Here is a 21,820-nt window from a genome sequence, read left to right on the forward strand (position 1 = left end):
TCACACTAAACTCTATGTTAAGAGATGGTGTCTATTGGGATCCTAAAATGAGTTAATTATTAAAGTTTGACACCATAGTCACTTGTTATGCTATTTTCCTCAATAGCCCTTGGGTATTTTGTTTCATTGTATTTGACACCATGAAATATCCTATTAACGCTACAAATATGGCACCACTACTTGGTCCTAATAACCAGATATAAGGGTGTAAACGCCCTTCTACATTAAACATTTGCTGCTGAATAACGAGTAAAGCTACATCGCTAACAAATGCAGCTACAAATCCTGCAATTGCACCTAACATTAAAAACTCGTACAACGTTGCAAGCTTAATCAGTTTACCCCTAGCACCTAGCGTTCTTAGTATAACCACTTCTTGCATACGCTCAGCTAAACTGGCTTGTACCTGTGAAATTAAGACTAATGCACCGCTAATTAAGACAATAGATAAAACAAAGCCTATCGCTAAGGTAACTTGCGCAATTATTGATTGTGCTTGCTCTAAGCGGGATTTTATATCAATCATGCTAATCGTAGGATGTTGATGAAGTAATTGACTTATTGCTTTAGTATCACTATCTTTTAATTGTGCAGCACTGAAATAAGTTACTGGCACTTTGCCAGCCATATTCGGACTTAAGATCATTACAAAATTCGGTTTAATAGTGCCCCAATCTACCTTTCTAAAACTCGTAACTTTTGCTTCTATAATTTGTTCGTTAATTAATAGCGTCAAAGTATCGCCTAATTTCAAATCAAGTACTTCTTTCCAACCGTCAAAGACTGACACTTGAATTTCATCAGAATCTGAAAACCATTCACCTTCTGTAATTTCGTTACCATCAGGTAAGGTATCAAGCCAGGTTAAGTTAGGCTCTCTGCTGACTCCCCGTCTAGCATCTTTATCTTGTTCTTCATTTTCCTGCTTAGAAACACGCTTCGCAAATTCCTCACCATTGACTGCATCTACCCTGCCACTGAAAACAGGATAAAAAGCTTCATGAGGAATATCATTACTAATAAAAAAGTTCTGAATAGGTTCTACTTCATTTTCTGCGATATTAATAATGAACATGTTCGGTGCATCAGTTGGAATTTGCATTTGCCAATCAGTAATCAAATCATTTTTCAATACAACCAAAAAAAGCATTAACTTTATCGCTAATGCAAAACTAATAAGTTGCACTGCATTGGCGTTAGCCCTTTTTTGTAATGTAGCAATAGCCAATGACCAACTTGAACCAGGTCTTAACCCTAATCGACGGCCAGCAGCAAATAACAAACGAGAAATAGCAAATAAAATAGCTATTACCAGCAATGTTGAAGTAAATAGAATTAACGTGGTTTTAATATTGCCACTAAAGCCCCACATCAATAAGAAGATGGTTAAAATTGAGATACTGACATGTAATCGACTGATTGCTAATTTATCACCTAAATTTCTACGAAGTACACGTAAAGGTGGAATATCAAACAAGTCCAACAACGGTTTTAATGAGAACATTAAGGCGCAAACCACACCAATTAACGCTGACAATAACCATGGTTTAAATCCGGCAGCAGGTAATTCGGTTCCCATAAATTGTGATAAATACCCAGCCCCTAAATATTGAAGAATAAAACCGACTAAAAGACCAACAACAACAGAAAAAAGCGTCACCATCGTTAAATGGAGTAAAAATATATTTCTTATCACTTGTCTACTGCCACCTAAAGTTTTCATCATAGCGACAGGATCATACTGACGTTCACAGTATCGTTTAGCTGATACAGCCATTGCAACCGCAGCTAACATAATGCCGAACAAACCAGCGAGTAATAAAAACCTTTCTGCCCTGAGTAAATTTTCACCTAAAGGGGATTGACGATCTTTTATACCTTCCCAATTTTGATTACGCTTTAATTTTGGTTTTAGCCAAGTATAGTAAGCTTGAATTTGCTGTTCTTCGCCTGCAAAAAGTAGGCGATGAAATACTCGACTTCCTGGTTGTACAGCTTGAGTCATTTCAATATCGGCGTAATTTAATAACACTCGTTTATTACCAGAAAGTGAAAAAAACGGTGCGTCAGGTTCATTCATTAGTACTTTAGAAACATTAAATATGCCTGCGCCTAATTCAACTTTATCACCGACTTTTATATTCAGCGTATAAAATAAACCTTCACTTAACCAAACATTGCCTTGGCTAGGGCCTGAATCAACATCATATGATATACCATTCAAATGATCTTTTATCGTGACTTGACCACGAAGTGGGTATTCATTGCTGGTCGCCTTAACCGAACCGAGTACTAATTCATCGTTGGCAAATAGCATCGAATCAAAAAATAGCATTTGTGCAGTTTGCAACTCATACTCTTTTGCTTTAGTGATATAAGAGCTATCTAATTCATGGTTACTTGATAATCGTCTATCAGCGGCAATAAAATCACTACTTTTTTGTTCTATATTCAACCCTATTCGCTCAGTGATTGAAGAAAGACTAAATACAGTTAACACCGCTAACGCAATAGCAGCAAAAATAATGGTTAACTCGCCACGCCTAAACTCTTGAGAAAATAATTTAAAGGCTAATTTAACCCACATGAGCAACATCCCCATCTACAATCTTTTCAAGCTTTCCACCTTCAATATGTATAATACGATCACATTGTGCGGCAAGTTGTTCATCATGAGTGACTAATACCAACGTTGTACCATTTTGTTTATTTAAATCAAACAATAAGCTTTCAATCAAATGCCCATTCTTACTATCTAAATTGGCTGATGGTTCATCAGCGAAAAGAATTTTCGGAGAGCCAATAAAAGCTCGAGCAATAGCAACTCGTTGTTGTTCTCCTCCGGAGAGTTGAGATGGATAATGTGCAAGTCGATGTGAAAGCCCTACCTTCTCAAGTAATTCAACGGCTTGAGGTTTAGCATCGTGATCACCTGATAATTCAGCGGGTAACATGACATTTTCAAGGGCCGTTAAACTTTGAACCAACATAAATGATTGAAAGACGAAGCCAACTTTATCTGCTCTAACTTTAGCTCTTGATTCTTCGTCGAGTTCACTTAATGCATCTCCATCTAAATGAATTTCACCTTGGCTGGCTACATCTAGCCCTGCTAACAAACTTAGTAGAGTTGATTTACCTGAGCCAGATGCTCCTACAATGGCTACAGATTCACCTGACTTGACAGAGAAGTTAATATCACTAAGGATAGTAAGGCTTCCTTCAAGAGTGTTTACACTTTTACTTAAACCTGACGCTTGAATTACATTTAACTGAGAAAGTACAGACATGACTCGTATATTCCTAAAATCTATAATTATCTTTTTGTTTATTCTATCAGCCAATTTAGCAAAAGCTGAAAATAAAATTTTACTTATAGGTGATAGCTTAAGTGCTGGCTATGGGCTTGAGCAAGAGCAAGCATGGGTTCATTTGTTACAAAATAAATATAATCAAGAAAATGCCACAATAACGGTTATTAATACGGCAATCAGTGGACAAACTACTGACAACGCATTATTAAAAGTTGATGGTTGGCTGACTACCCATCAACCAACTCATGTATTAATCGAGCTTGGCGGAAACGATGGTATACGAGGCTTTCCTATTAGCCTAATACATAAACACTTAACTTACCTAGTGACAAAAAGCCAGAAAATCGGTGCAAAAGTCGCGTTAATGGAAATACAAATCCCACCCAATTTGGGTCCAAGGTATACCTCGATGTTTAAAAGTAACTATCAAAAGGTTGCGGATAAAACAGGAGCTTATCTTATGCCTTATTTCATGACTTCAATCGCTATTGATACAAGTTTAATGCTAGATGACAACTTACACCCTAACGCAAAAGCACAACCTATAATCCGAGATTTCATGTACAAAGAAATCAGTCAATGGCTAAATAATTCATAGTCTTATTTATCAGCGTTATAGATTTTTAACTAGGTTAATATAATTGTTTTAAGGTAAAATCATTTCGTAATTCGGTACACGAAAATAGTAATGTTTTGAATTATAAACCTACGATAAAAGTTATAGTCATTTTATAGAGCAATTTATGAATTTTCTTTGGATCTTATGCGCATTTCTTTGTGGCCTAGTTGCAAAAAAAGCATCTCTACCACCATCTATTGGCTATCTTGCAGCAGGGTTTATCCTGAACTTTGTTGGCATACAGGCTGATGACTCGTTAAAAACACTCAGTGATCTGGGAATAACATTAATGTTATTTACCATAGGTCTAAAATTAAACGTAAAGAGTCTTCTAAAGCCTGAGGTATGGCTTGGAAGTTCCATGCACACTATATTATGGATAGCAATCTGCCTTGTTAGCATAAAAACGTTTGCTATTTTCTCAATCAGTTACTTTTCATCACTCGACTTTAACACTGCGATTTTAATAGCATTTGCTTTAAGTTTTAGTAGCACAGTTTGTGTCATCAAATTACTTGAAGAAAATGGTGAAATGAAAACTCGACATGGCAGACTCGCAGTAGGCATATTAGTCATACAGGATATTGCAGCAGTTGCATTTTTAGTGGCAGCAACAGGTAAAATACCATCAATTTGGGCCATCTCGTTGTTAGGATTATTTGCCTTACGCCCCATTATTTCAAAAATTATATCTGATGTTGGTCATGGTGAGCTAATCCCTTTAACGGGTTTTTTCTTAGCCTTAGGCAGTTATGAGCTATTTGAGTTGGTCAATATCAAAGGTGATTTAGGAGCTTTACTTATTGGTATGTTTTTGGCGTCTCATACCAAAGCCTCTGAGATTAATAAAGCATTAATGAGTTTTAAGGATCTGTTTTTAATTGGATTCTTCCTTTCTATTGGTTTCACAGCTAAACCAACATTTGAAATGCTTGGCTTAGCTACTTTACTAATGTTGCTAGTCCCTATTAAATTTTTACTATTCTTCTGGCTATTTAGTGCTTTAAAACTTCGCTGTAGAACGGCATTTTTAGGGGCACTTTCATTAAGTAATTTTAGTGAATTTGGCTTAATAGTTGCCTCAATTAGTGTGACCGCAGGATTACTTAGCAATGAGTGGCTGGTTATACTTGCCCTAACAGTATCTATCTCTTTTATTACGACAAATGTTATCTATAACCATGCACATAATATGTTCAGCAAATACAGAGGGATACTCTCTCGTTTTGAACGTCTAAGTAAGTTAGCAGAAGATAGTTTTAGTCAACCATGTCAAAGGCCGATAGTACTCGTTGGTATGGGTCGTGTAGGTATGGGGGCATACAGAGCAATTAACAATCATAGCGAACAGTTAGCTTGGGGACTTGATGCCGACAAAGAGAAAATAACTTGGCTCAACGAGCAAGGGGTAAATGCATTTTATGGTGATGCAGAAGATATTCATTTTTGGGAGAGCATCGACTTATCTAAAATTGAATTAGTATTACTGGCACTACCTTCGGTAAAAGACAGTTTAAGTATTACCCAGCAATTACAGGCAGCAAATTATGAAGGCCAAATAGCTGCTGTGGCCAGATATGATGATGAGCGACAAAAGTTAGAAGAACACGGCATTGATAAGGTATTTAACTTTTATAGTGAGGCAGGTGTTGGTTTTGCGGAAGAAAGTTTAGCTCTACTAAAATCTAAGCTATAAAACACTTGTGGATAAGATGTGCTTAACCAGTGAGCTAGCAGTAAACAAGCTGTTGCCAATCTGAGTATTCAAACAAACAGTCTATATAAAAACCCATATTGTACAATAGGTTAAGCTTTCACTTTAAAAATACAAAATAAAATTAGCAAAAAACAAAAGATACACTAAACTTAATTACACAAGTTTAAGAATCATTATTATTCTTGTTGAGGAAATTGACTTTATTTTATTTAAATAAATGCTCGCAGCTTTATTTTTAGTACGATGAATTAGCGCACGGCTCAAACCCCTTGAGCCTTCCTTTAAGCCCTACACTAGTTGTTAGGGCTTTTTTTTTGCAATATATCTAATAGTTACCGATCAAATAAGTGATTAAAGTTATCCGTTGATAATTTAGCAATTTCTTCAACAGATTGGCCTCGAATACTTGCTAAATGCTTTGCTACTTCTACAACATAAGCAGGTTGATTTTGTTTTCCTCTGTGTGGCACTGGTGCCAAATAAGGAGCATCTGTTTCAATAAGGAAACGATTGTTTGGCACTTTTGCCGCCACAGATCTCAATGCGTTTGCATTTTTGAAGGTAACAATACCAGAAAATGAAATGTAGAAACCTAGCTCAATCGCTTGCTCAGCCATTTCCCATGACTCTGTGAAGCAATGTAAAATCCCACCTATCTCATCAGCTCCCTCTTCTCGCATAATAGCTAAGGTATCTTCCTGTGCATCTCTAGTATGAATAATAAGCGGTTTTTTTAATTGTTTTGCAACCTGAATATGTTTTCTAAAAGAGTCTTGCTGTAACTCTTTTGTTTCAGGGGCATAATAATAATCTAAACCCGTTTCTCCAATAGCAATAACTCGCTGATGCTGAGCAAGCTCTAACAATTCTTCAGTATTTATTATGTCATCTTGATTCAGTGGATGTGCACCACATGTTAATGACACATTCTCATAATGCTTGGTTTTTTCTACCATTAAAGGAAATTCCTTTAATGTGACACTAACACATAGCATCTCAGTGACATTAGCTATTTTAGCCGCATTTACCACGTTATCGAGGTTGTTATCGTATTCTGACAGATCGAGTCGATCTAAATGACAGTGTGAATCTATGAACAAAATAGTTCCTTTATGGTTGTACAAATAAAAAAGGCAGCTAAAAAACTGCCTATATAACTAGATATTAATTAGGCACTACATAGTTAAGGTAGGCTCAGAAGAGTTTAAATGTCGAGCAATCGCTTGTTCAATTTGATGACGAATTTTATCAGGATCTTCAACAAAGGTAACACCAACTCCAGGTGGGGTACCATTTTGAGCACCAATAGGGGTTAACCAACACACTTCGCCTTTAACAACAGAAGGCTCTAATGAATCAGGCAACAGTACGTTTAGTTCTACTTCAGCACCTAGCTCATAAACACGAGGAGTTCGAACAAATATACCACCTTCTTTTAGAAATGGCATAAAAGCTAAGTGTAAATCTCGTTCAGAATGAAACTCTACATTGAGTGGAACCAAGGCTATTCTCCTATTTTAGCTTTTTAATATTTTTATCAAGTTAAAGTACAATTGCTCTAAAACCATCTGCCTATTAACTTGTGCGTATTGCTTTAATGTTCTATTTGCCTTAATTATAACGTCAAATAATTGATTAAGCACTGATGTTGATAGTTTACAATGATTTTGACTAAGTTTCGAATACTTCGGTAAATGCTGTGCTCGCTGTAAATTACAGGTGATTTTTTCTAACCAACGTAAAGCATGCTCATTATTCATCAGTTGCTCATACAAAACATCACTTGAGCCATTTTGATTTATTAAATCTAAATAACTTTGTTTAAGCTGTTGAAAATCTGCATAAGTCTCTTGATTTTTTAATTCAGATACATGACTGATATTCACAAACTCTTTTTCTAAATCATCAATTGTTTCCAGAGCTTTATTTTGCTCCATTACTTGCTCAATCAATTGCTGACCAGCTAAAGGCTGCATTGTAATTATACGGCACCGGCTTACTACCGTAGGTAATAACTGTTCAATATCATGGGTGATTATTATAATAATGCTATCACTAGTTGGCTCTTCTAATGTTTTAAGTAATGCATTAGATGCTGCAATTGTCATAGCATCAGCATTTGGAATCATAACGGTTTTATATTGTCCGATATGTGCCGTTTTCTCTAAAAATTGATTACTATGTCGAATATCGTCAACGCCAATGCTTGCCGTATGTGATACAAGAGTTAAGTGATCAGGGTAGCTTTGACTTTTAGTCAATAAACAGTTTTTACAATGACCACAAGCAGTTAAAGAACTCCCCCCTTGCTGGGGATCCCTACAAGCCAATAGCTCTGTTAACCAAACAGCTAGATCATGCTTACCTGAACCAATAGGTCCTGTAATTAAAATTGCATGAGGAAGACGTTTTTGTGAGTATTGCTGACTTAAAAGTCCTTGATGGTTCATTACAAAAAATCTCTTACTTGAAAAATGCAGCTAACGCTTCTGCTATTTTTTGATGAACCATTGGCATACTTTGAGAAGCATCTATAGTAATAATAGAGTCGTCTTTGCTCGCCAATTCTAGATATTTATTTCTTACTCGATCAAAAAAGTCTATTTTTTCAAGCTCAATTCTATCAAGTTCCCCTCTCGCTTTCGCTCGTGATAATCCTATTTGAGGGCTTATATCTAAATATAGGGTTAAGTCTGGTTTGAAACCTTTTAAAGTCACATCGGCGATAGCTTTCATGACAGCATCATCAAAATTTCTCCCTCCACCTTGATAAGCTTTTGAACTTAAATCATGTCTGTCACCAATCACCCACTCCCCCTTTTCAAGAGCAGGTAATATCTTATTGGCAAGTAGTTGGCTTCTACTAGCATACATTAACAATAACTCTGTTTCTTGAGTTAATGTTTCTTCATGCTCAACAGATTTAACGATAGATCTTAATGACTCAGCAAGTGGCGTTCCACCTGGCTCACGAGTATTAATAAATGGAATATTAGATTGCTTAAGAAAATCCTCGACAACAGTAATCGCTGTGGACTTACCTGCTCCTTCCATTCCTTCAATTACAATAAATTTACCTTTAGACATATTTTTCTCTATTAATCACACTATTGACTGCGAATTTTCTTTAAATAGCGTTGAACTGCAGCATTGTGCTCAGCCAATGTTTTACTAAATTTATGATTACCTTTTTTATCCCCGTTACTGACAAAGTAAAAGTAATCACTTTGTTCAGGGTTTAATGCCGCCTTTATAGATGATAAGCCTGGCATAGCAATTGGAGTGGGCGGTAGACCTGAAATTCGATAAGTATTATACGCTGTTTTTTCACGTTTATGCGCATAAGTAATATCTCCCTGATAACGATCACCTAATCCATATATAATCGTAGGATCTGTTTGCAAGCGCATTTTTTTATTTAAACGATTTACAAAGACAGACGCTATCAATGGTTGTTCAGGTAAATAGCTGGTTTCTTTTTCAATGATTGAAGCCATTATCAGTGCTTCATACTTACTTTCATATGGCAATCCCGACATTCTTGTTTTCCAGAAGGTATCCATTTTCTGCTGCATTTTTTGATTAGCTCTTATCAATAAGCTGATATCTTTTGTATTAGCAGTATAAGCATATGTTTCAGGAAAAAATAACCCTTCAGGATTTTCATGTTTCAAATCGAGTATTAGAGCGATCTCAGCAACACTTTTATTGGTCAATGTTTGCTTAAGGTATGGTTGCTGCTTTAATAATACTAGCCAATCCTTAAATGTTGAGCCTTCAATAAAGGTGATTGAGAACTGGTGCTCAATTCCAGATGAAATTTGAGCAAGTAGCGTCAAAGAAGTAGAGTTTGGTTGAATTAAGTAAGTGCCAGCCTTAATTACAACAGTCTTTGGGAAAACACGGACATAATTTCTAATCCAGAACTTATTATCAATCCAACGGTTACTTACGAGTTGATTAAGCAGAAAGTTAAGCGAACTACCTTTTTCAATGGTAAGCAATTGAGCTTCTTTTATATTGAGAGGCTTATCTAATTGCTGTTTAAAAGTAAAAAATACAATGAAACAAGCAAATACTAGGATAAATACAGCAAATACTAATTTTTTACTCAATGAGTTGATCTCTTATTCTTTTTGATTGGCTCATTAAAAGCTCATTTTGCGCCAAACGCTTTACGGGTAAAATTCCCATTATGGAGTTACAAATAAATATCTCTTTCGCAGAAATTAACTCATCTATGGACGTTGATGATACGTTGATGTTACCTAAAATATTTATTATTTTTTGACGCATCAATCCATTAACACCAGATAAAGACACATCAGGTGTGTGCCAACGATTATCACGTAAATAAAATATATTTGCGCAGGTAGTTTCGATAACTTCATTATTTGCATTACTCACAACTAAGTCATCAACAGGTTGTGAATCCAGCTCTTGACGTAATAGAACTTGTTCTAAACGATTTAAATGTTTAAGGCCTGATAACATAGGACTAACAGATATTGCTTGTTTACTTACAGCTAAAGTAACGCCAGTTTCAGCTAAAGCAAAATAATGTTTAGGGAAATCAGATATCATTATAATTAGTTTGCTCGACTGATTGCTCAAGCCAACTCTAGAATACCCTCGTCCACCACTACCTGCAGTAATAATTACTTTTAATACTGCTAATTCATAAGTTAGCGCACTAGATATAATTAACTTTTTAATATCACCTAAGTGTTCTATATCAATCCCTAGAAATATACAGCCTTTTATTAACCTATTAACATGCTGCTCAAGCATATCAACTTGTCCATCCTTTACTTTTGCTGTAGTGAATAATCCATCACCATAAGCTAATCCCCTGTCATTAACTGCAAGGTCATTAATCTCTTTTCCATTAATTGAACAAAATATCATAGTTTGTGATTGTAAAAATTAAAGAATAAAACTCTATAAAACAAAAGCCTGAAAACTCTATAAAAGAGTATTCAGGCTTCTAATATGAATAGCAAGGGCTTTTTCAGTGCGGGTTAAATTTTCTTAAAAATTAAAGAGCCGTTTGTTCCGCCAAAACCAAATGAATTACATAGTACGTAATCTAAATTGACATCTCTAGCACCATCTCGAATGTAATCTAAATCACAACCTTCATCTGGGTTATCTAAATTTATAGTTGGTGGAACTTTATTGTCATTTAACGCTTGAATACTAAAAATTGCTTCAACAGAACCCGCAGCGCCAAGTAAATGACCCGTCATTGATTTTGTCGAGCCCATCAATAAATCGTAAGCACCTTGACCAAATACCGATTTAACCGCATTTGTTTCTGCAATATCACCCGCTGGTGTAGAAGTACCATGCGCATTGATATAGCCAATTTTATTTTTATCTATTTTGGCATCATTAATTGCATTTTGCATTGCTCTAGCAGCACCATCACCATCTGCTGGTGGTGATGTCATATGATAAGCGTCGCCGCTCATACCAAAGCCTACGAGTTCAGCATAAATTTTAGCACCACGTGCTTTCGCATGCTCATACTCTTCAACAACAAGCACGCCAGCACCGTCTCCAAGTACAAAACCATCACGGTCTTTATCCCACGGACGAGATGCAGCCTGAGGGTCGTCATTTCTTGTCGATAAAGCTCTAGCTGCACCAAAACCACCCATACCTAGAGTTGTTGAAGCCTTTTCTGCTCCACCAGCTACCATAACATCAGCATCACCGTAAGCGATCATCCTCGCAGCGTGACCTATATTATGAACACCACTTGTACAGGCGGTAACAATAGAAATGTTTGGCCCTTGTAAACCAAACATAATAGACAAGTGCCCTGAAATCATATTAATAATGGTTGAAGGAACAAAAAATGGAGATAATTTTCGAGGACTTCCTTCAGCTTTTAACATTTTTTCGTGGTTTTGCTCAATTAGGCCCAAACCGCCTATGCCAGAACCAACAGCAACACCTATTCTAGGCGCATTTTCACTGGTTACTTCAATACCAGAGTCTTTTATCGCTTGAACTCCTGCTGCTACACCATATTGAATAAAAAGATCCATTTTTTTGGCTTCTTTCTTTTCCATATAATTCTGTGCATCAAAGCCTTTAACTAAACCCGCAAAGCGTGTTGGGTAAGCTGAGGTATCGAAGTGTTCTATATTGCCAATACCGCTTTTACCAAGCAGTAAGTTTTGCCATGTTTCTTGTGCGGTATTGCCTAGAGGGCTAAGCATACCAAGGCCAGTAACTACAACGCGTCTCATAAGATCGCCTGCCTCCAAAATAAAATGATAGGTATAAAAAAAGCGGTACTCTTGGATAAGTATACCGCTTTAATATTCATAATAAATCTTACGAATTATTAGAATTCAAATCACAATAGCGATTTGAAATTTTAATTACTGGTTAGCAGTAACGTAATCGATAGCTGCTTGAACTGTAGTGATCTTTTCAGCTTCTTCGTCAGGAATTTCAGTATCAAATTCTTCTTCTAACGCCATAACTAATTCTACAGTGTCTAATGAATCAGCACCTAAATCATCAACGAATGAAGATTCGTTTTTAACTTCTGCTTCACTAACACCTAGTTGTTCGATAGTAATTTTTTTTACGCGTTCTTCGATAGTACTCATTTTTTTTCCTTTACTTACTGAAAGTGCAATTTTTCAAATTGCGTGTAGTGTATTCGCCAACAGGCTGCCATGCAAGCATCTAATTTTACTTTTTTATCTGGTCTAACCTGTTGAGTCAATTAATTTTATCTTATATAAATCAATGTATGATAGTCAACCCCGTATTTTTAAAGGGTTAGACCATATACATACCACCATTTACATGAATTGTTTCACCTGTAATATATGCAGACGCATCTGATGCTAAAAATGCAACAGTGCTCGCAATTTCTTCAGGTTTTCCTAAACGATTAGCAGGAACTTTTGAGAAAATTCCTTCTTTTTGCTCATCAGTTAATGTTTGCGTCATGTCGGTATCAATAAAACCTGGAGCTATTGTGTTAACTGTAATACCACGAGAAGCTATTTCTGCAGCTAATGATTTAGTGAATCCTAATAAACCTGCCTTTGCAGTTGAGTAGTTTACTTGTCCAGCATTACCCATACTACCAACAACAGAGCCTATATTAATGATTCTACCCGCACGTTTTTTCATCATAGGGCGAATAGCAGCTTTACTAACTTTATAGATAGAAGTTAAGTTCGTCTCAATTATGTCATGCCACTCTTCATCTTTCATACGCATAAATAAGTTATCACGGGTAATACCGGCATTATTGACTAATATATCTACTGAACCATGAGCTTCTTTAATATTATCGAATAATTGAGCAATAGAATCATCATTAGTAACATTAAGTACCAACCCGTTCCCTTCTCCTAGATATTCAGAAATCTTATCAGCACCATTTTCAGAAGTGGCTGTACCAACCACAGTGGCACCTAACTCTTTTAACTGCACGGCAATCGCTTTACCAATACCACGACTAGCACCTGTGACTAATGCTACTTTACCTGTTAATGAAAACATAATTGTCCTTAGTTTATTAATTCTTTAGTTTTAGCAAGTGATGCATCATCATTTAACGATACACTGCTAATAGATTTATTGATTCTTTTCATTAAGCCTTGTAATACTTTACCCGGCCCTACTTCAACTGCTTTAGACACACCGGCTTCTGAAATTTTAACAATGGTTTCACTCCAACGTACAGGAGAATATAATTGTCTAACTAATGCAGCCTTAATCGATTCTGGTGTGTTTTCAATCGAAACATCGACATTATTCACTACATCGATACTTGGCGCATTGATGGTAATTTTATCTAATTCAATTTCAAGTTGTTTTGCGGCTTCACTCATTAAGGCACAATGAGAAGGAACACTAACTGGCAGAGGTAACACTCTCTTGGCACCTGCTTCTTTACACAACTCACCTGCTCTAGCAACAGCCTCTTTATGGCCTGCAATAACAACTTGTCCAGGCGAGTTAAAGTTAACTGCCGATACAACTTCGCTTTCTTGTGCTTTTTCACAAGCATCAATGATAATTTGATCTTCTAAACCAATAACTGCGGCCATTGCACCAACACCTGCAGGTACACATGCTTGCATTAACTCACCACGTTTTTCAACTAATTTAACGCCGTCTGTTAACGATAAAACTCCTGCACATACTAAAGCAGAGTATTCGCCTAAGCTATGACCGGCTAAAACATCAGGTTTAACATCTGACTCACTTAACCATAAACGCCACAAAGCAACACTTGAAGTTAATAATGCAGGTTGTGTAATGTTAGTTTTATTTAATTCTTCACCTGGCCCTTCACTGATTAATTGCCATAAGTCATAGCCTAGTGCTTGGGAAGCTTCTTTAAAGGTTTCTTGTACAATATCGTTATCACTGAAGTCTGATAACATAGCAACGGCTTGAGAGCCTTGTCCGGGGAAAACAAAAGCTAATTTGTCTTGCATGATTATTATTCTCTTTTAATATGTAAACGGATTAATTTCTCGGTTGTTAACACATTAATATTATTGATGTGTTAACCCTTGCTCGAGCATCACCTTAATTTTTTCTGGCACTTGTCTTTCAACTTCTTTTTTTGCCTCTAATATTGCTGCATAAAAGGCGGTTGAATTTGCATTTCCATGACTTTTTACCACAATACCGCGCAATCCTATCAAACTTGCGCCATTATACTGGTCGGGGTTCATGGTTTTGAATAGTTTTTTAAAGCTAGGCTTTAATAAAAAGCTTAGAATTCGCGCAACAACATTCTGGGTGAATATAGCTTTTGATTTATGATAAACAAGGCGAGCTACACCTTCACAGGTCTTGAGGGCCACATTACCAACAAACCCATCACAAACAATGACATCAGCTTTATTAGAAAAAATATCACTACCTTCAATAAAACCTATATAATTAATAGCTTTGTTTTCAGACAGTTCTAACGCTGCTAGCTTTATATGGTCACTACCTTTTATTGCTTCTTCACCCATATTAAGTAACGCGATACGGGGGTTCTCTATATTATCTACCTGTTCTGCAAGCACAGAGCCCATTACACCAAACTGGTATAAAACATGTGACTCACAAAATACATTGGCACCAAGATCCAACATAAAAACATGTTTATCATTATCACGACTTGGCAGAGAAGAAATTAGAGCGGGTCTTTCTACACCCGGTAAAGTTTTTAAGACAAAATGCGCCATAGAGAATAGTGCACCAGTATTACCCGCACTAACACAGGCTTGAGCTTTACCTTCATGCACTAAATCTAACGCTTTGCGCATAGAAGAGTCTTTCTTTGCTCTCATGGCATACGCAGGCTTTTCATCCATAGTAACTACTTGACTAGTGTGAAAGATGGATAGCTGTGAATGATTTTTAATAGATTCGGCAGAAATGCCCTGTTCAGATAAAGCTTGTTGAATGACTGAAGAGTCACCACAAAGAATAAGGTGAAGATTTGGCTGTTTATTTATAGCCAGTATTGCTGCAGGTATTGTTATAAGGGGGCCTTTATCGCCCCCCATAACATCTAACGCGATGGTTAGATTATTTGAACTGTTCAAGCTCAAACTTATCGTTTAAAGTTGATCGCTTATTTAGCGATTACTTTAACACCTTTGTAAAAGCCATCAGCTGTTACGTGGTGACGACGATGAGTTTCACCAGAAACTGGATCTACTGATAAGTTTTCTGCTGTTAATGCATCATGTGAACGGCGCATGCCACGTCTTGAACGAGACTTTTTGCTTTTTTGAACTGCCATGAGTTACTCCTAAAACGATTATAAGTTAAGACTTAAATAATAGTTAATTATTTAAGTTGTTTTAAAACGTCAAATGGATTCGGCTTCTCAAGCTCTTCAGGCAACTCTCCCCAAACACTGTCTGCATCAGCAGAGCAATCTTCAAGTTCATGCCTTGGAATTAATGGAATAGTTAGAATTAATTCTTCTTCCACCAATTCACGCAAGTTCACTTCACCATTTTCATCTAATTCTATTACGTCATAATATGACGGAATTTTTTCAGCAGCTTCAGCATTCTTCGCAGGACTAAAAGTAAATTCAACTTCTAATAACTGTTCATAGGGCTCATTACACCGCTGACAAGTTAATGCAACTAATGCCGATGCGTTGCCACTGATAACAGTAAGACCACGTTCATCCACATCAAACTTAACACTAACTTGAGCATACTCGCTTGTACTTTCGCACGCAGCCAGTAGCCTAGTCATTTCCGACAACTTAAAGACACCTTCGCACACAAGCCTTCGCTGTGCACTTCGTAATGGACTAATTGTAATCGGAAGCTTAAGATTCTGCATAAGGCGCGCATGATATAGCCCATACAGGCCAGTGTCAAAAGAAAATTTGCTAAATTTGTTTAAAAAAACAAGAATACCCACATATTAGCATTAAATCTTACTATTTTGTTTAGTTCTTCATCAAAATAGTTATTCAATCAACAAATCAGGATTCATATGCAAACTGTCGTACTGGGCTCTACTTCTCCCTTTAGAAAAACAATTCTAGAAAAACTTAACATCGCTTTTGAATGTGCTAAACCAAACATTGATGAATCGCCACTTGATAATGAAAGCCCACAAGCTTTAGTGGAGCGATTAGCCATTGAAAAAGCCAAAGCTGTTATACCATCATATAAAGATGCACTTATTATCGGAAGTGATCAAGTTGCAGTATGTGACAACATCATATTGGGTAAACCTCACAATTTTGATAATGCTGTAAAACAACTGACACAATTTAGTAATAAATGCGTCACTTTTTACACTGGTTTAGCTGTGGTAAATAGTCTAACAAATAAAGTAACCTCACTTGTTGAACCATTTGAAGTACACTTTAATGAACTATCACAAGACGAGATAAGAAAATACTTGTTGGCAGAAGAGCCTTATAATTGTGCGGGAAGCTTTAAAAGTGAAGGTTTAGGTATCTGTTTATTCAAAAAACTTGTTGGAGATGATCCCAATACGCTTATTGGCTTACCCTTAATAAAACTCATCGCCCTTCTAAAAGAACATGGTTACCTTGTATTAAATAACCAGCAATAGCTACAGTTATATAGTAAAAAATAAAAAGCAATTGCAACATTCCTCAATTTACAATTGCTTTAATAAGTTAATTATCTACTTTAGTTAAATTAGCAAGTAGCTTTTCTAAGCTATTTTCTAATGGGGCGTCAATTTTAATTTTCTGCTCAGTTTTAGGGTGAACAAATTCAATACTAGCTGCATGTAAAAATAAGCGCTTCAACCCTTTTGGTTTAAGTTGCGCATCGAAATCATCATGGCCATATTTAGCATCACCTGCTATTGAGTGGCCAGCAGATTGACAGTGCACACGTATTTGATGAGTTCTTCCTGTTACTGGAAAGGCCCTCACCAAAGTTGCTCCTTGATATCGTTGCAAAACTTTGTATCTCGTCTCTGAGGGTTTACCATTGATATTATCAACGACGACTACACGCTCACCAGATTTTAAATCATTTTTCTTTAATGCATCAGTGACTCTTGTCAGTTTTGTCGACCAATGACCTTTAACTAAAGCATGATAAAATTTTTGTACTTTTTTATTGCGTAACTGTTCATGTAAATTTCGTAACGCTGATCTTCTTTTCGCGACAACAAGACACCCTGAAGTGTCTCTATCAAGACGATGCACAAGTTCTAACATTTTGGCTTGTGGCCTAAGAGCACGTAACGCTTCAATCAAGCCAAAACTTAAGCCACTACCACCATGAACAGCCATACCTGATGGTTTATTAATAACTATCAATCTATCATCTTCAAATAATATTTGCTGTTCTAAGCTAGCGACAATGTTTAAACTAGTTGATACCTCATCAGTTTTCTCAGATATACGTATTGGAGCAACACGCACAACATCACCAGATAACAACTTATAAACGGGTTTTATGCGTTTTTTATTTACTCTAATTTCACCTTTTCTCATTAATCTATATAAATGACTTTTTGGAACTCCTTTTAAAGTTCTTAAAAGGAAGTTATCAATGCGCTGCCCCGCGTCATCATGGTCTATATCAAAAAAGCGTACTTTCGGCTTTTCTTCTTGTTGATTTGAAGTCGTCTTTACTTCAGTGTTTTTCAATTTATGGTTCATTTCTTTTGAGGTCATAAACTTATTATTGCGTTGCTCTTAACTGATATAGTCAAGTTTATCACACTTTACTTTGCTTTAATTTCTTTATATACAGACTTTATTTTTATATTTATCTAAATTTTGACCATTTTTATTGGCTTATCTGGACATATAGTGTGATAATAAGAGGGTTATGGTTAAAATTTTATCTTAACAGTCTATTAATGACACATATGTCTAGCGTTAGGATGAAAACAGCACTGAAAATTAATCAATAACACAGATAGCTTTAAAGAGAGACGTAAGAGGCAAGCTGCGGCTACTTAGTTATGCATTATGAAACATATGTTTAATGACATAACTAACTGTACAGCCACTTGTATTAATTGTTCCAGGTAACTTAGTTTAAGCAATGTGTACTTGTAATAAGAGCAATTAAGCATAAACAGTAAATCAATAAAAACTTTGATTTGTCCAGCACCATAAAGCAAATTTAATTAAATACACTTATTGCGAAAAGACATTTTTCCATTAACAAATGAGATAATTAACGTATTGAATAACAAACGTAACTCACTTGTTTAAATACTTTCCAATAAGTTTGCTCAGCAAAGTATTGCAAGCACATAAAGAAACAAATTTACTGTAAATTCTTTTTATAAGAGTTTGCAAAATACAATTAACAATCAGAATTTATAACAGCTTAACGTGGTAAAATGACACGTTAACTATGACATCCGTGAGGCTGACAAATTGCTGTTACCATCGAAGTAGATTGCTTTATGTACATAGCAATAGTGCGCTGTGACTAAAAAATGAGTCTCAGAAACTATGAAACGTATGTTAATAAACGCTACCCAATCAGAAGAATTGCGCGTAGCACTTGTAGACGGCCAAAAACTTTATGATTTAGATATCGAAAGTCCTGGTCACGAACAAAAAAAATCCAATATCTATAAAGCCAAAATCACACGAATAGAGCCTTCTTTAGAAGCAGCTTTCGTTGATTACGGTGCTGAGCGACATGGCTTCTTGCCAATGAAAGAAATAGCTCGTGAATACTTCCCTAAAGGCTACACCTTTCAAGGCCGTCCTAATATCAAAGAGGTTCTTCATGAAGGCCAAGAGGTCATTGTTCAAATTGATAAAGAAGAACGTGGTCAAAAAGGCGCCGCTTTAACAACCTTTATTAGCTTAGCTGGTAGTTATTTAGTATTAATGCCGAATAACCCGAGAGCCGGCGGTATTTCACGTCGTATAGAAGGTGATGAAAGAACTGAACTTAAAGCCTCTTTAAGTAAATTAGATTTACCTAAAGGTATGGGGTTAATTGTTCGTACTGCTGGTGTAGGAAAAGACTATGATGAATTAGAGTGGGATCTCAGTGTTCTGCTACATCATTGGCAGGCTATAAGCGATGCTGCAGCTAACCGCCCTGCTCCTTTTTTAATTCACCAAGAAACCAATTTAATTTTACGCGCAATTCGCGACTATTTACGTCGTGATATTGGCGAAGTTCTTATTGATAGACCAAAGACCTATGAAAGTGTTAAAAAGCACATTGAAATAGTTCGTCCTGACTTTTTGAGTAAAATCAAATTATATAATAGTGATGTGCCTTTATTTACGCACTATCAAATTGAAACACAAATTGAAACAGCTTTTCAACGCGAAGTAAGACTTCCTTCTGGTGGTTCTATTGTTATAGACCCGACAGAAGCAATGACCTCAATAGATATAAACTCTGCGAGAGCAACAAAAGGCGGAGATATTGAAGAAACAGCTTTCAATACTAACTTAGAAGCAGCTGAAGAAATCGCACGTCAACTAAGATTGCGAGATCTTGGTGGATTGGTCGTAATTGATTTCATCGATATGACACCTGTTAGGCATCAACGTGAAGTTGAAAACAGAATGAGAGACTCTGTACATCAAGATAGAGCTCGCATTCAGTTAGGTCGAATTTCTCGTTTTGGTTTGCTTGAAATGTCACGTCAACGCCTGCGCCCTTCTATTGGTGAAACCAGTCAAGGTGTTTGTCCTAGATGTAATGGAACTGGTCAGGTAAGAGGTGTTGAATCTTTAGCGTTATCTATTCTTCGTTTAATGGAAGAGGAAGCGATTAAAGAAAATACTCAACATGTACAAGCACAAGTGCCGGTACCAGTTGCTACCTATTTATTGAACGAAAAACGCCGCTCTGTTATGCATGTTGAAAAACATCATAATGTAAAAGTGTTGATCATCCCTAACCCACATATGTCTACTCCTCAGTATGAAGTAGTTCGCGTGAAAAAAGATGAATCTATTACCGAAGCAAGTTACGAGTTACCTGTTAAACAGGCAGAGCTTGAAGAAGCTAAAATGCCTAAGTTTGATAAAGAAGCAGCGAAAAGAGATGAGCCAGTGATTCAAGGAATGTCAGCTCCTAAACGCAGTGCATCTCAAGAAACTTCACAAAACAAAGATTCAAAACCACAAAGTGAAACTAAGTCTAAAGGCTTCTTTGGTTGGTTAAAATCACTTTTTGTTACTGAAGAAGTTGTTGAAGAAGAAAAGCCACAAACTCAACAGAAGAATAACCGCAATAGAAATCAACAAAATAGAAAGCAAGGTCAACGTAGGAATAATCGCGGTAATAGAAACCGTAATGAAGATCGTACTTCAAAAGACGAAAAATCAACGACTCAAGAAAAAGGCAATAGGTCTGAGCGTAATAGTCAAAAGAAAAATACTAATAAACCTAAGCGCCAAGCTCGTAAACCTGAACAAGAAAAAAATCAGGTTGTAAAAGAGGAAAAGGTTGCAGAACGTCGTCAACGTAGAAATAACCGTAAAAAAGTACGTGTTGAACAAAATACTAAGACATCAGTAGATGAAACCATTAAAAACCAAGATATTGAGACTACTTCGAATGTAGATCAAACAACTGAGAACAAATCTGAAGATCGTCAACGTAATAGACGCTCACCAAGACATTTGCGCTCAAACGGTCAACGTAGAAGAAGAAGTTCAAATGACAATAATGAAAAGCAAGCAGCTCCGTTAAAAGATGAAGCTGTAGTAGCACGCTATCCTGACGTAGAAGAACAGCAAAAAGATAGTGAAGTACAAGTTACCAATACGAGTACAGAGACTGTTACAGAGACTGTTAAAAGCAACTCAGCTGAAAGCAAAATGACTGCTACAGTTGATAATAAAGCGGATTCGATAAAAACAGATCCTGTAAGTACTGAAGTTCAACAAAACTTACCGTTTGGTGACGAACAGCAACTAAGCCAAGTACATGAGCAAAGTAACGAAAATGTTTCTTCAACGAAAACGGAAACTAGCACCGAAGTCGTTGAAGGCTCAGAATCTACCGAGACCTCTAGTACAGAAGCTGTAGAAACTAACATTGCAACAGAAGATGTTAATGCCCAAACTCAATCTATTGAAGCTCAAGAAATACAGGCAGCTTCAGATGATGAGTCCAAAGCTACTGCTTCACTAGAGCCAAGTATTGAAATTGTTGCTGAAAAAGAAACGTTAGAAACTAACTCAGTACAATCTGAAGCTTCTGATGCAGAGGAAAAAGAAACCACAGTTTCAGAACCTTCAAAGCTTGGTACTAATAGTGACTCAAATACTGAACAATCCGCTACACCAGAAAAGAAAGTCAGTAAAAAGCAAGTAAAGAAAACACCAGTAAAAGACAAAAAACTTGCTCGCCAAGTTAAAAAGGCAAACCGTTTATCTGGTCACGCCTCTGCTCCAATGACAAGAACAGAGACTATTACTACCATAAATGATATTCCTAGTGACTTTATGGAAAATAGTGAGCGAATTGACCACCTTACATCAGGTAAATTTGCCGTAGTTGGAGATGCTAGTAATCACAGTTCATCGCTAGCGAAAAAAACTTGCTAATTTAATCAAATAGTAAATAACGAAAAGTGTGTTGTCCTGATATAGGTTGACACTTTTTTTCTAAAACGCCTGATGAATTTCATCAGGCGTTTTGTATTTTAAGGCCATATGAG

Annotated in this window: 20 protein-coding genes; 4 read left to right on the top strand and 16 right to left on the bottom strand. The window is 36.4% G+C overall.

The genetic code is table 11. From position 1 onward, the window contains the following. Positions 1–85 precede the first annotated feature (85 nt). Together EPA86_RS07050 and EPA86_RS07055 are read right to left on the bottom strand one after the other, a co-directional pair. Positions 86–2,587, bottom strand: a complete 2,502-nt coding sequence (locus EPA86_RS07050) for an ABC transporter permease (RefSeq protein WP_140602730.1) — start codon at positions 2,585–2,587, stop codon at positions 86–88. Continuing rightward, on the bottom strand, positions 2,577–3,290 hold the full coding sequence (locus EPA86_RS07055) for an ABC transporter ATP-binding protein (protein ID WP_140602731.1): 714 nt from the start codon (positions 3,288–3,290) through the stop codon (positions 2,577–2,579). The genes EPA86_RS07050 and EPA86_RS07055 overlap by 11 nt, the downstream gene beginning before the upstream one ends. On the opposite strand from EPA86_RS07055, the gene EPA86_RS07060 reads away from it, so the two are divergent. Continuing rightward, a complete protein-coding gene (locus EPA86_RS07060; protein ID WP_140602732.1) occupies positions 3,289–3,912 on the top strand; it encodes an arylesterase in 624 nt (207 codons plus the stop codon). The two genes, EPA86_RS07055 and EPA86_RS07060, sit on opposite strands and share 2 nt — an antisense overlap. A gap of 145 nt (positions 3,913–4,057) precedes the next feature. Next, a complete protein-coding gene (locus EPA86_RS07065; RefSeq protein ID WP_140602733.1) occupies positions 4,058–5,629 on the top strand; it encodes a cation:proton antiporter family protein in 1,572 nt (523 codons plus the stop codon). 353 nt (positions 5,630–5,982) lie between these two features. Here EPA86_RS07065 and EPA86_RS07070 read toward each other — a convergent pair whose 3' ends face one another. From EPA86_RS07070 to yceD, 13 genes are all read right to left on the bottom strand, one after another. After that, on the bottom strand, positions 5,983–6,750 hold the full coding sequence (locus EPA86_RS07070) for a TatD family hydrolase (protein ID WP_140602734.1): 768 nt from the start codon (positions 6,748–6,750) through the stop codon (positions 5,983–5,985). 75 nt (positions 6,751–6,825) lie between these two features. Then, positions 6,826–7,152, bottom strand: a complete 327-nt coding sequence (locus tag EPA86_RS07075) for a PilZ domain-containing protein (RefSeq protein WP_140602735.1) — start codon at positions 7,150–7,152, stop codon at positions 6,826–6,828. A gap of 15 nt (positions 7,153–7,167) precedes the next feature. Beyond that, the gene (locus EPA86_RS07080; RefSeq protein WP_140602736.1) at positions 7,168–8,100 is read right to left on the bottom strand and encodes a DNA polymerase III subunit delta'; all 933 of its coding nucleotides are present in this window, start codon (positions 8,098–8,100) and stop codon (positions 7,168–7,170) included. 13 nt (positions 8,101–8,113) lie between these two features. Beyond that, positions 8,114–8,737, bottom strand: a complete 624-nt coding sequence (tmk, locus tag EPA86_RS07085; RefSeq protein ID WP_140602737.1) for a dTMP kinase — start codon at positions 8,735–8,737, stop codon at positions 8,114–8,116. Positions 8,738–8,757: 20 nt separating this feature from the next. Next, positions 8,758–9,765 carry an endolytic transglycosylase MltG gene (gene mltG, locus EPA86_RS07090; RefSeq protein WP_140602738.1) on the bottom strand — a complete coding sequence of 336 codons (1,008 nt, stop codon included), beginning with the start codon at positions 9,763–9,765 and terminating at the stop codon, positions 8,758–8,760. Then, entirely contained in the window at positions 9,758–10,558 is an 801-nt protein-coding gene (gene pabC / locus EPA86_RS07095) for an aminodeoxychorismate lyase (protein ID WP_140602739.1), read from the bottom strand. The genes mltG and pabC overlap by 8 nt, the downstream gene beginning before the upstream one ends. A 113-nt stretch (positions 10,559–10,671) precedes the next feature. Beyond that, positions 10,672–11,910 carry a beta-ketoacyl-ACP synthase II gene (gene fabF / locus EPA86_RS07100; protein WP_140602740.1) on the bottom strand — a complete coding sequence of 413 codons (1,239 nt, stop codon included), beginning with the start codon at positions 11,908–11,910 and terminating at the stop codon, positions 10,672–10,674. A 135-nt stretch (positions 11,911–12,045) separates the two neighbouring features. Continuing rightward, a complete protein-coding gene (acpP, locus tag EPA86_RS07105; protein WP_140602741.1) occupies positions 12,046–12,279 on the bottom strand; it encodes an acyl carrier protein in 234 nt (77 codons plus the stop codon). A 175-nt stretch (positions 12,280–12,454) separates the two neighbouring features. Further along, on the bottom strand, positions 12,455–13,189 hold the full coding sequence (fabG, locus tag EPA86_RS07110; RefSeq protein WP_140602742.1) for a 3-oxoacyl-ACP reductase FabG: 735 nt from the start codon (positions 13,187–13,189) through the stop codon (positions 12,455–12,457). Positions 13,190–13,197: 8 nt separating this feature from the next. Further along, on the bottom strand, positions 13,198–14,133 hold the full coding sequence (gene fabD, locus EPA86_RS07115; protein ID WP_140602743.1) for an ACP S-malonyltransferase: 936 nt from the start codon (positions 14,131–14,133) through the stop codon (positions 13,198–13,200). Positions 14,134–14,193: 60 nt separating this feature from the next. Then, the gene (gene plsX, locus EPA86_RS07120) at positions 14,194–15,249 is read right to left on the bottom strand and encodes a phosphate acyltransferase PlsX (RefSeq protein WP_140602744.1); all 1,056 of its coding nucleotides are present in this window, start codon (positions 15,247–15,249) and stop codon (positions 14,194–14,196) included. Positions 15,250–15,272: 23 nt separating this feature from the next. Next, complete coding sequence (rpmF, locus tag EPA86_RS07125; protein ID WP_116000475.1) at positions 15,273–15,443, bottom strand: 50S ribosomal protein L32; 171 nt, start codon at positions 15,441–15,443, stop codon at positions 15,273–15,275. Positions 15,444–15,490: 47 nt separating this feature from the next. After that, positions 15,491–16,003, bottom strand: a complete 513-nt coding sequence (gene yceD, locus EPA86_RS07130) for a 23S rRNA accumulation protein YceD (RefSeq protein WP_140602745.1) — start codon at positions 16,001–16,003, stop codon at positions 15,491–15,493. Between the two features lie 156 nt (positions 16,004–16,159). On the opposite strand from yceD, the gene EPA86_RS07135 reads away from it, so the two are divergent. After that, positions 16,160–16,750, top strand: a complete 591-nt coding sequence (locus tag EPA86_RS07135; RefSeq protein ID WP_140602746.1) for a Maf family protein — start codon at positions 16,160–16,162, stop codon at positions 16,748–16,750. Positions 16,751–16,817: 67 nt separating this feature from the next. On the opposite strand, the gene rluC is transcribed toward EPA86_RS07135, so the two are convergent. Then, entirely contained in the window at positions 16,818–17,819 is a 1,002-nt protein-coding gene (rluC, locus tag EPA86_RS07140) for a 23S rRNA pseudouridine(955/2504/2580) synthase RluC (RefSeq protein ID WP_140602748.1), read from the bottom strand. Positions 17,820–18,629: 810 nt separating this feature from the next. Between rluC and rne the strand changes: the two genes are divergently transcribed. Beyond that, positions 18,630–21,707 carry a ribonuclease E gene (rne, locus tag EPA86_RS07145; protein WP_140602747.1) on the top strand — a complete coding sequence of 1,026 codons (3,078 nt, stop codon included), beginning with the start codon at positions 18,630–18,632 and terminating at the stop codon, positions 21,705–21,707. Positions 21,708–21,820: the final 113 nt, after the last annotated feature.

Origin of the sequence: Litorilituus lipolyticus, from assembly GCF_006439335.1 — a bacterium.
In the GTDB taxonomy this organism is placed as follows: Bacteria; Pseudomonadota; Gammaproteobacteria; order Enterobacterales; family Alteromonadaceae; genus Colwellia; species Colwellia lipolytica.

What these genes read in the sequence shown, in the direction of transcription:
- EPA86_RS07050 (WP_140602730.1), bottom strand. Translation starts at nt 2,587, where the DNA reads ATGTGGGTTAAATTAGCCTTTAAATTATTTTCTCAAGAGTTTAGGCGT.
- EPA86_RS07060 (WP_140602732.1), top strand. Translation starts at nt 3,289, where the DNA reads ATGACTCGTATATTCCTAAAATCTATAATTATCTTTTTGTTTATTCTA.
- EPA86_RS07055 (WP_140602731.1), bottom strand. Translation starts at nt 3,290, where the DNA reads ATGTCTGTACTTTCTCAGTTAAATGTAATTCAAGCGTCAGGTTTAAGT.
- EPA86_RS07065 (WP_140602733.1), top strand. Translation starts at nt 4,058, where the DNA reads ATGAATTTTCTTTGGATCTTATGCGCATTTCTTTGTGGCCTAGTTGCA.
- EPA86_RS07080 (WP_140602736.1), bottom strand. Translation starts at nt 8,100, where the DNA reads ATGAACCATCAAGGACTTTTAAGTCAGCAATACTCACAAAAACGTCTT.
- tmk (WP_140602737.1), bottom strand. Translation starts at nt 8,737, where the DNA reads ATGTCTAAAGGTAAATTTATTGTAATTGAAGGAATGGAAGGAGCAGGT.
- pabC (WP_140602739.1), bottom strand. Translation starts at nt 10,558, where the DNA reads ATGATATTTTGTTCAATTAATGGAAAAGAGATTAATGACCTTGCAGTT.
- fabF (WP_140602740.1), bottom strand. Translation starts at nt 11,910, where the DNA reads ATGAGACGCGTTGTAGTTACTGGCCTTGGTATGCTTAGCCCTCTAGGC.
- acpP (WP_140602741.1), bottom strand. Translation starts at nt 12,279, where the DNA reads ATGAGTACTATCGAAGAACGCGTAAAAAAAATTACTATCGAACAACTA.
- fabG (WP_140602742.1), bottom strand. Translation starts at nt 13,189, where the DNA reads ATGTTTTCATTAACAGGTAAAGTAGCATTAGTCACAGGTGCTAGTCGT.
- fabD (WP_140602743.1), bottom strand. Translation starts at nt 14,133, where the DNA reads ATGCAAGACAAATTAGCTTTTGTTTTCCCCGGACAAGGCTCTCAAGCC.
- rpmF (WP_116000475.1), bottom strand. Translation starts at nt 15,443, where the DNA reads ATGGCAGTTCAAAAAAGCAAAAAGTCTCGTTCAAGACGTGGCATGCGC.
- yceD (WP_140602745.1), bottom strand. Translation starts at nt 16,003, where the DNA reads ATGCAGAATCTTAAGCTTCCGATTACAATTAGTCCATTACGAAGTGCA.
- EPA86_RS07135 (WP_140602746.1), top strand. Translation starts at nt 16,160, where the DNA reads ATGCAAACTGTCGTACTGGGCTCTACTTCTCCCTTTAGAAAAACAATT.
- rluC (WP_140602748.1), bottom strand. Translation starts at nt 17,819, where the DNA reads ATGAACCATAAATTGAAAAACACTGAAGTAAAGACGACTTCAAATCAA.
- rne (WP_140602747.1), top strand. Translation starts at nt 18,630, where the DNA reads ATGAAACGTATGTTAATAAACGCTACCCAATCAGAAGAATTGCGCGTA.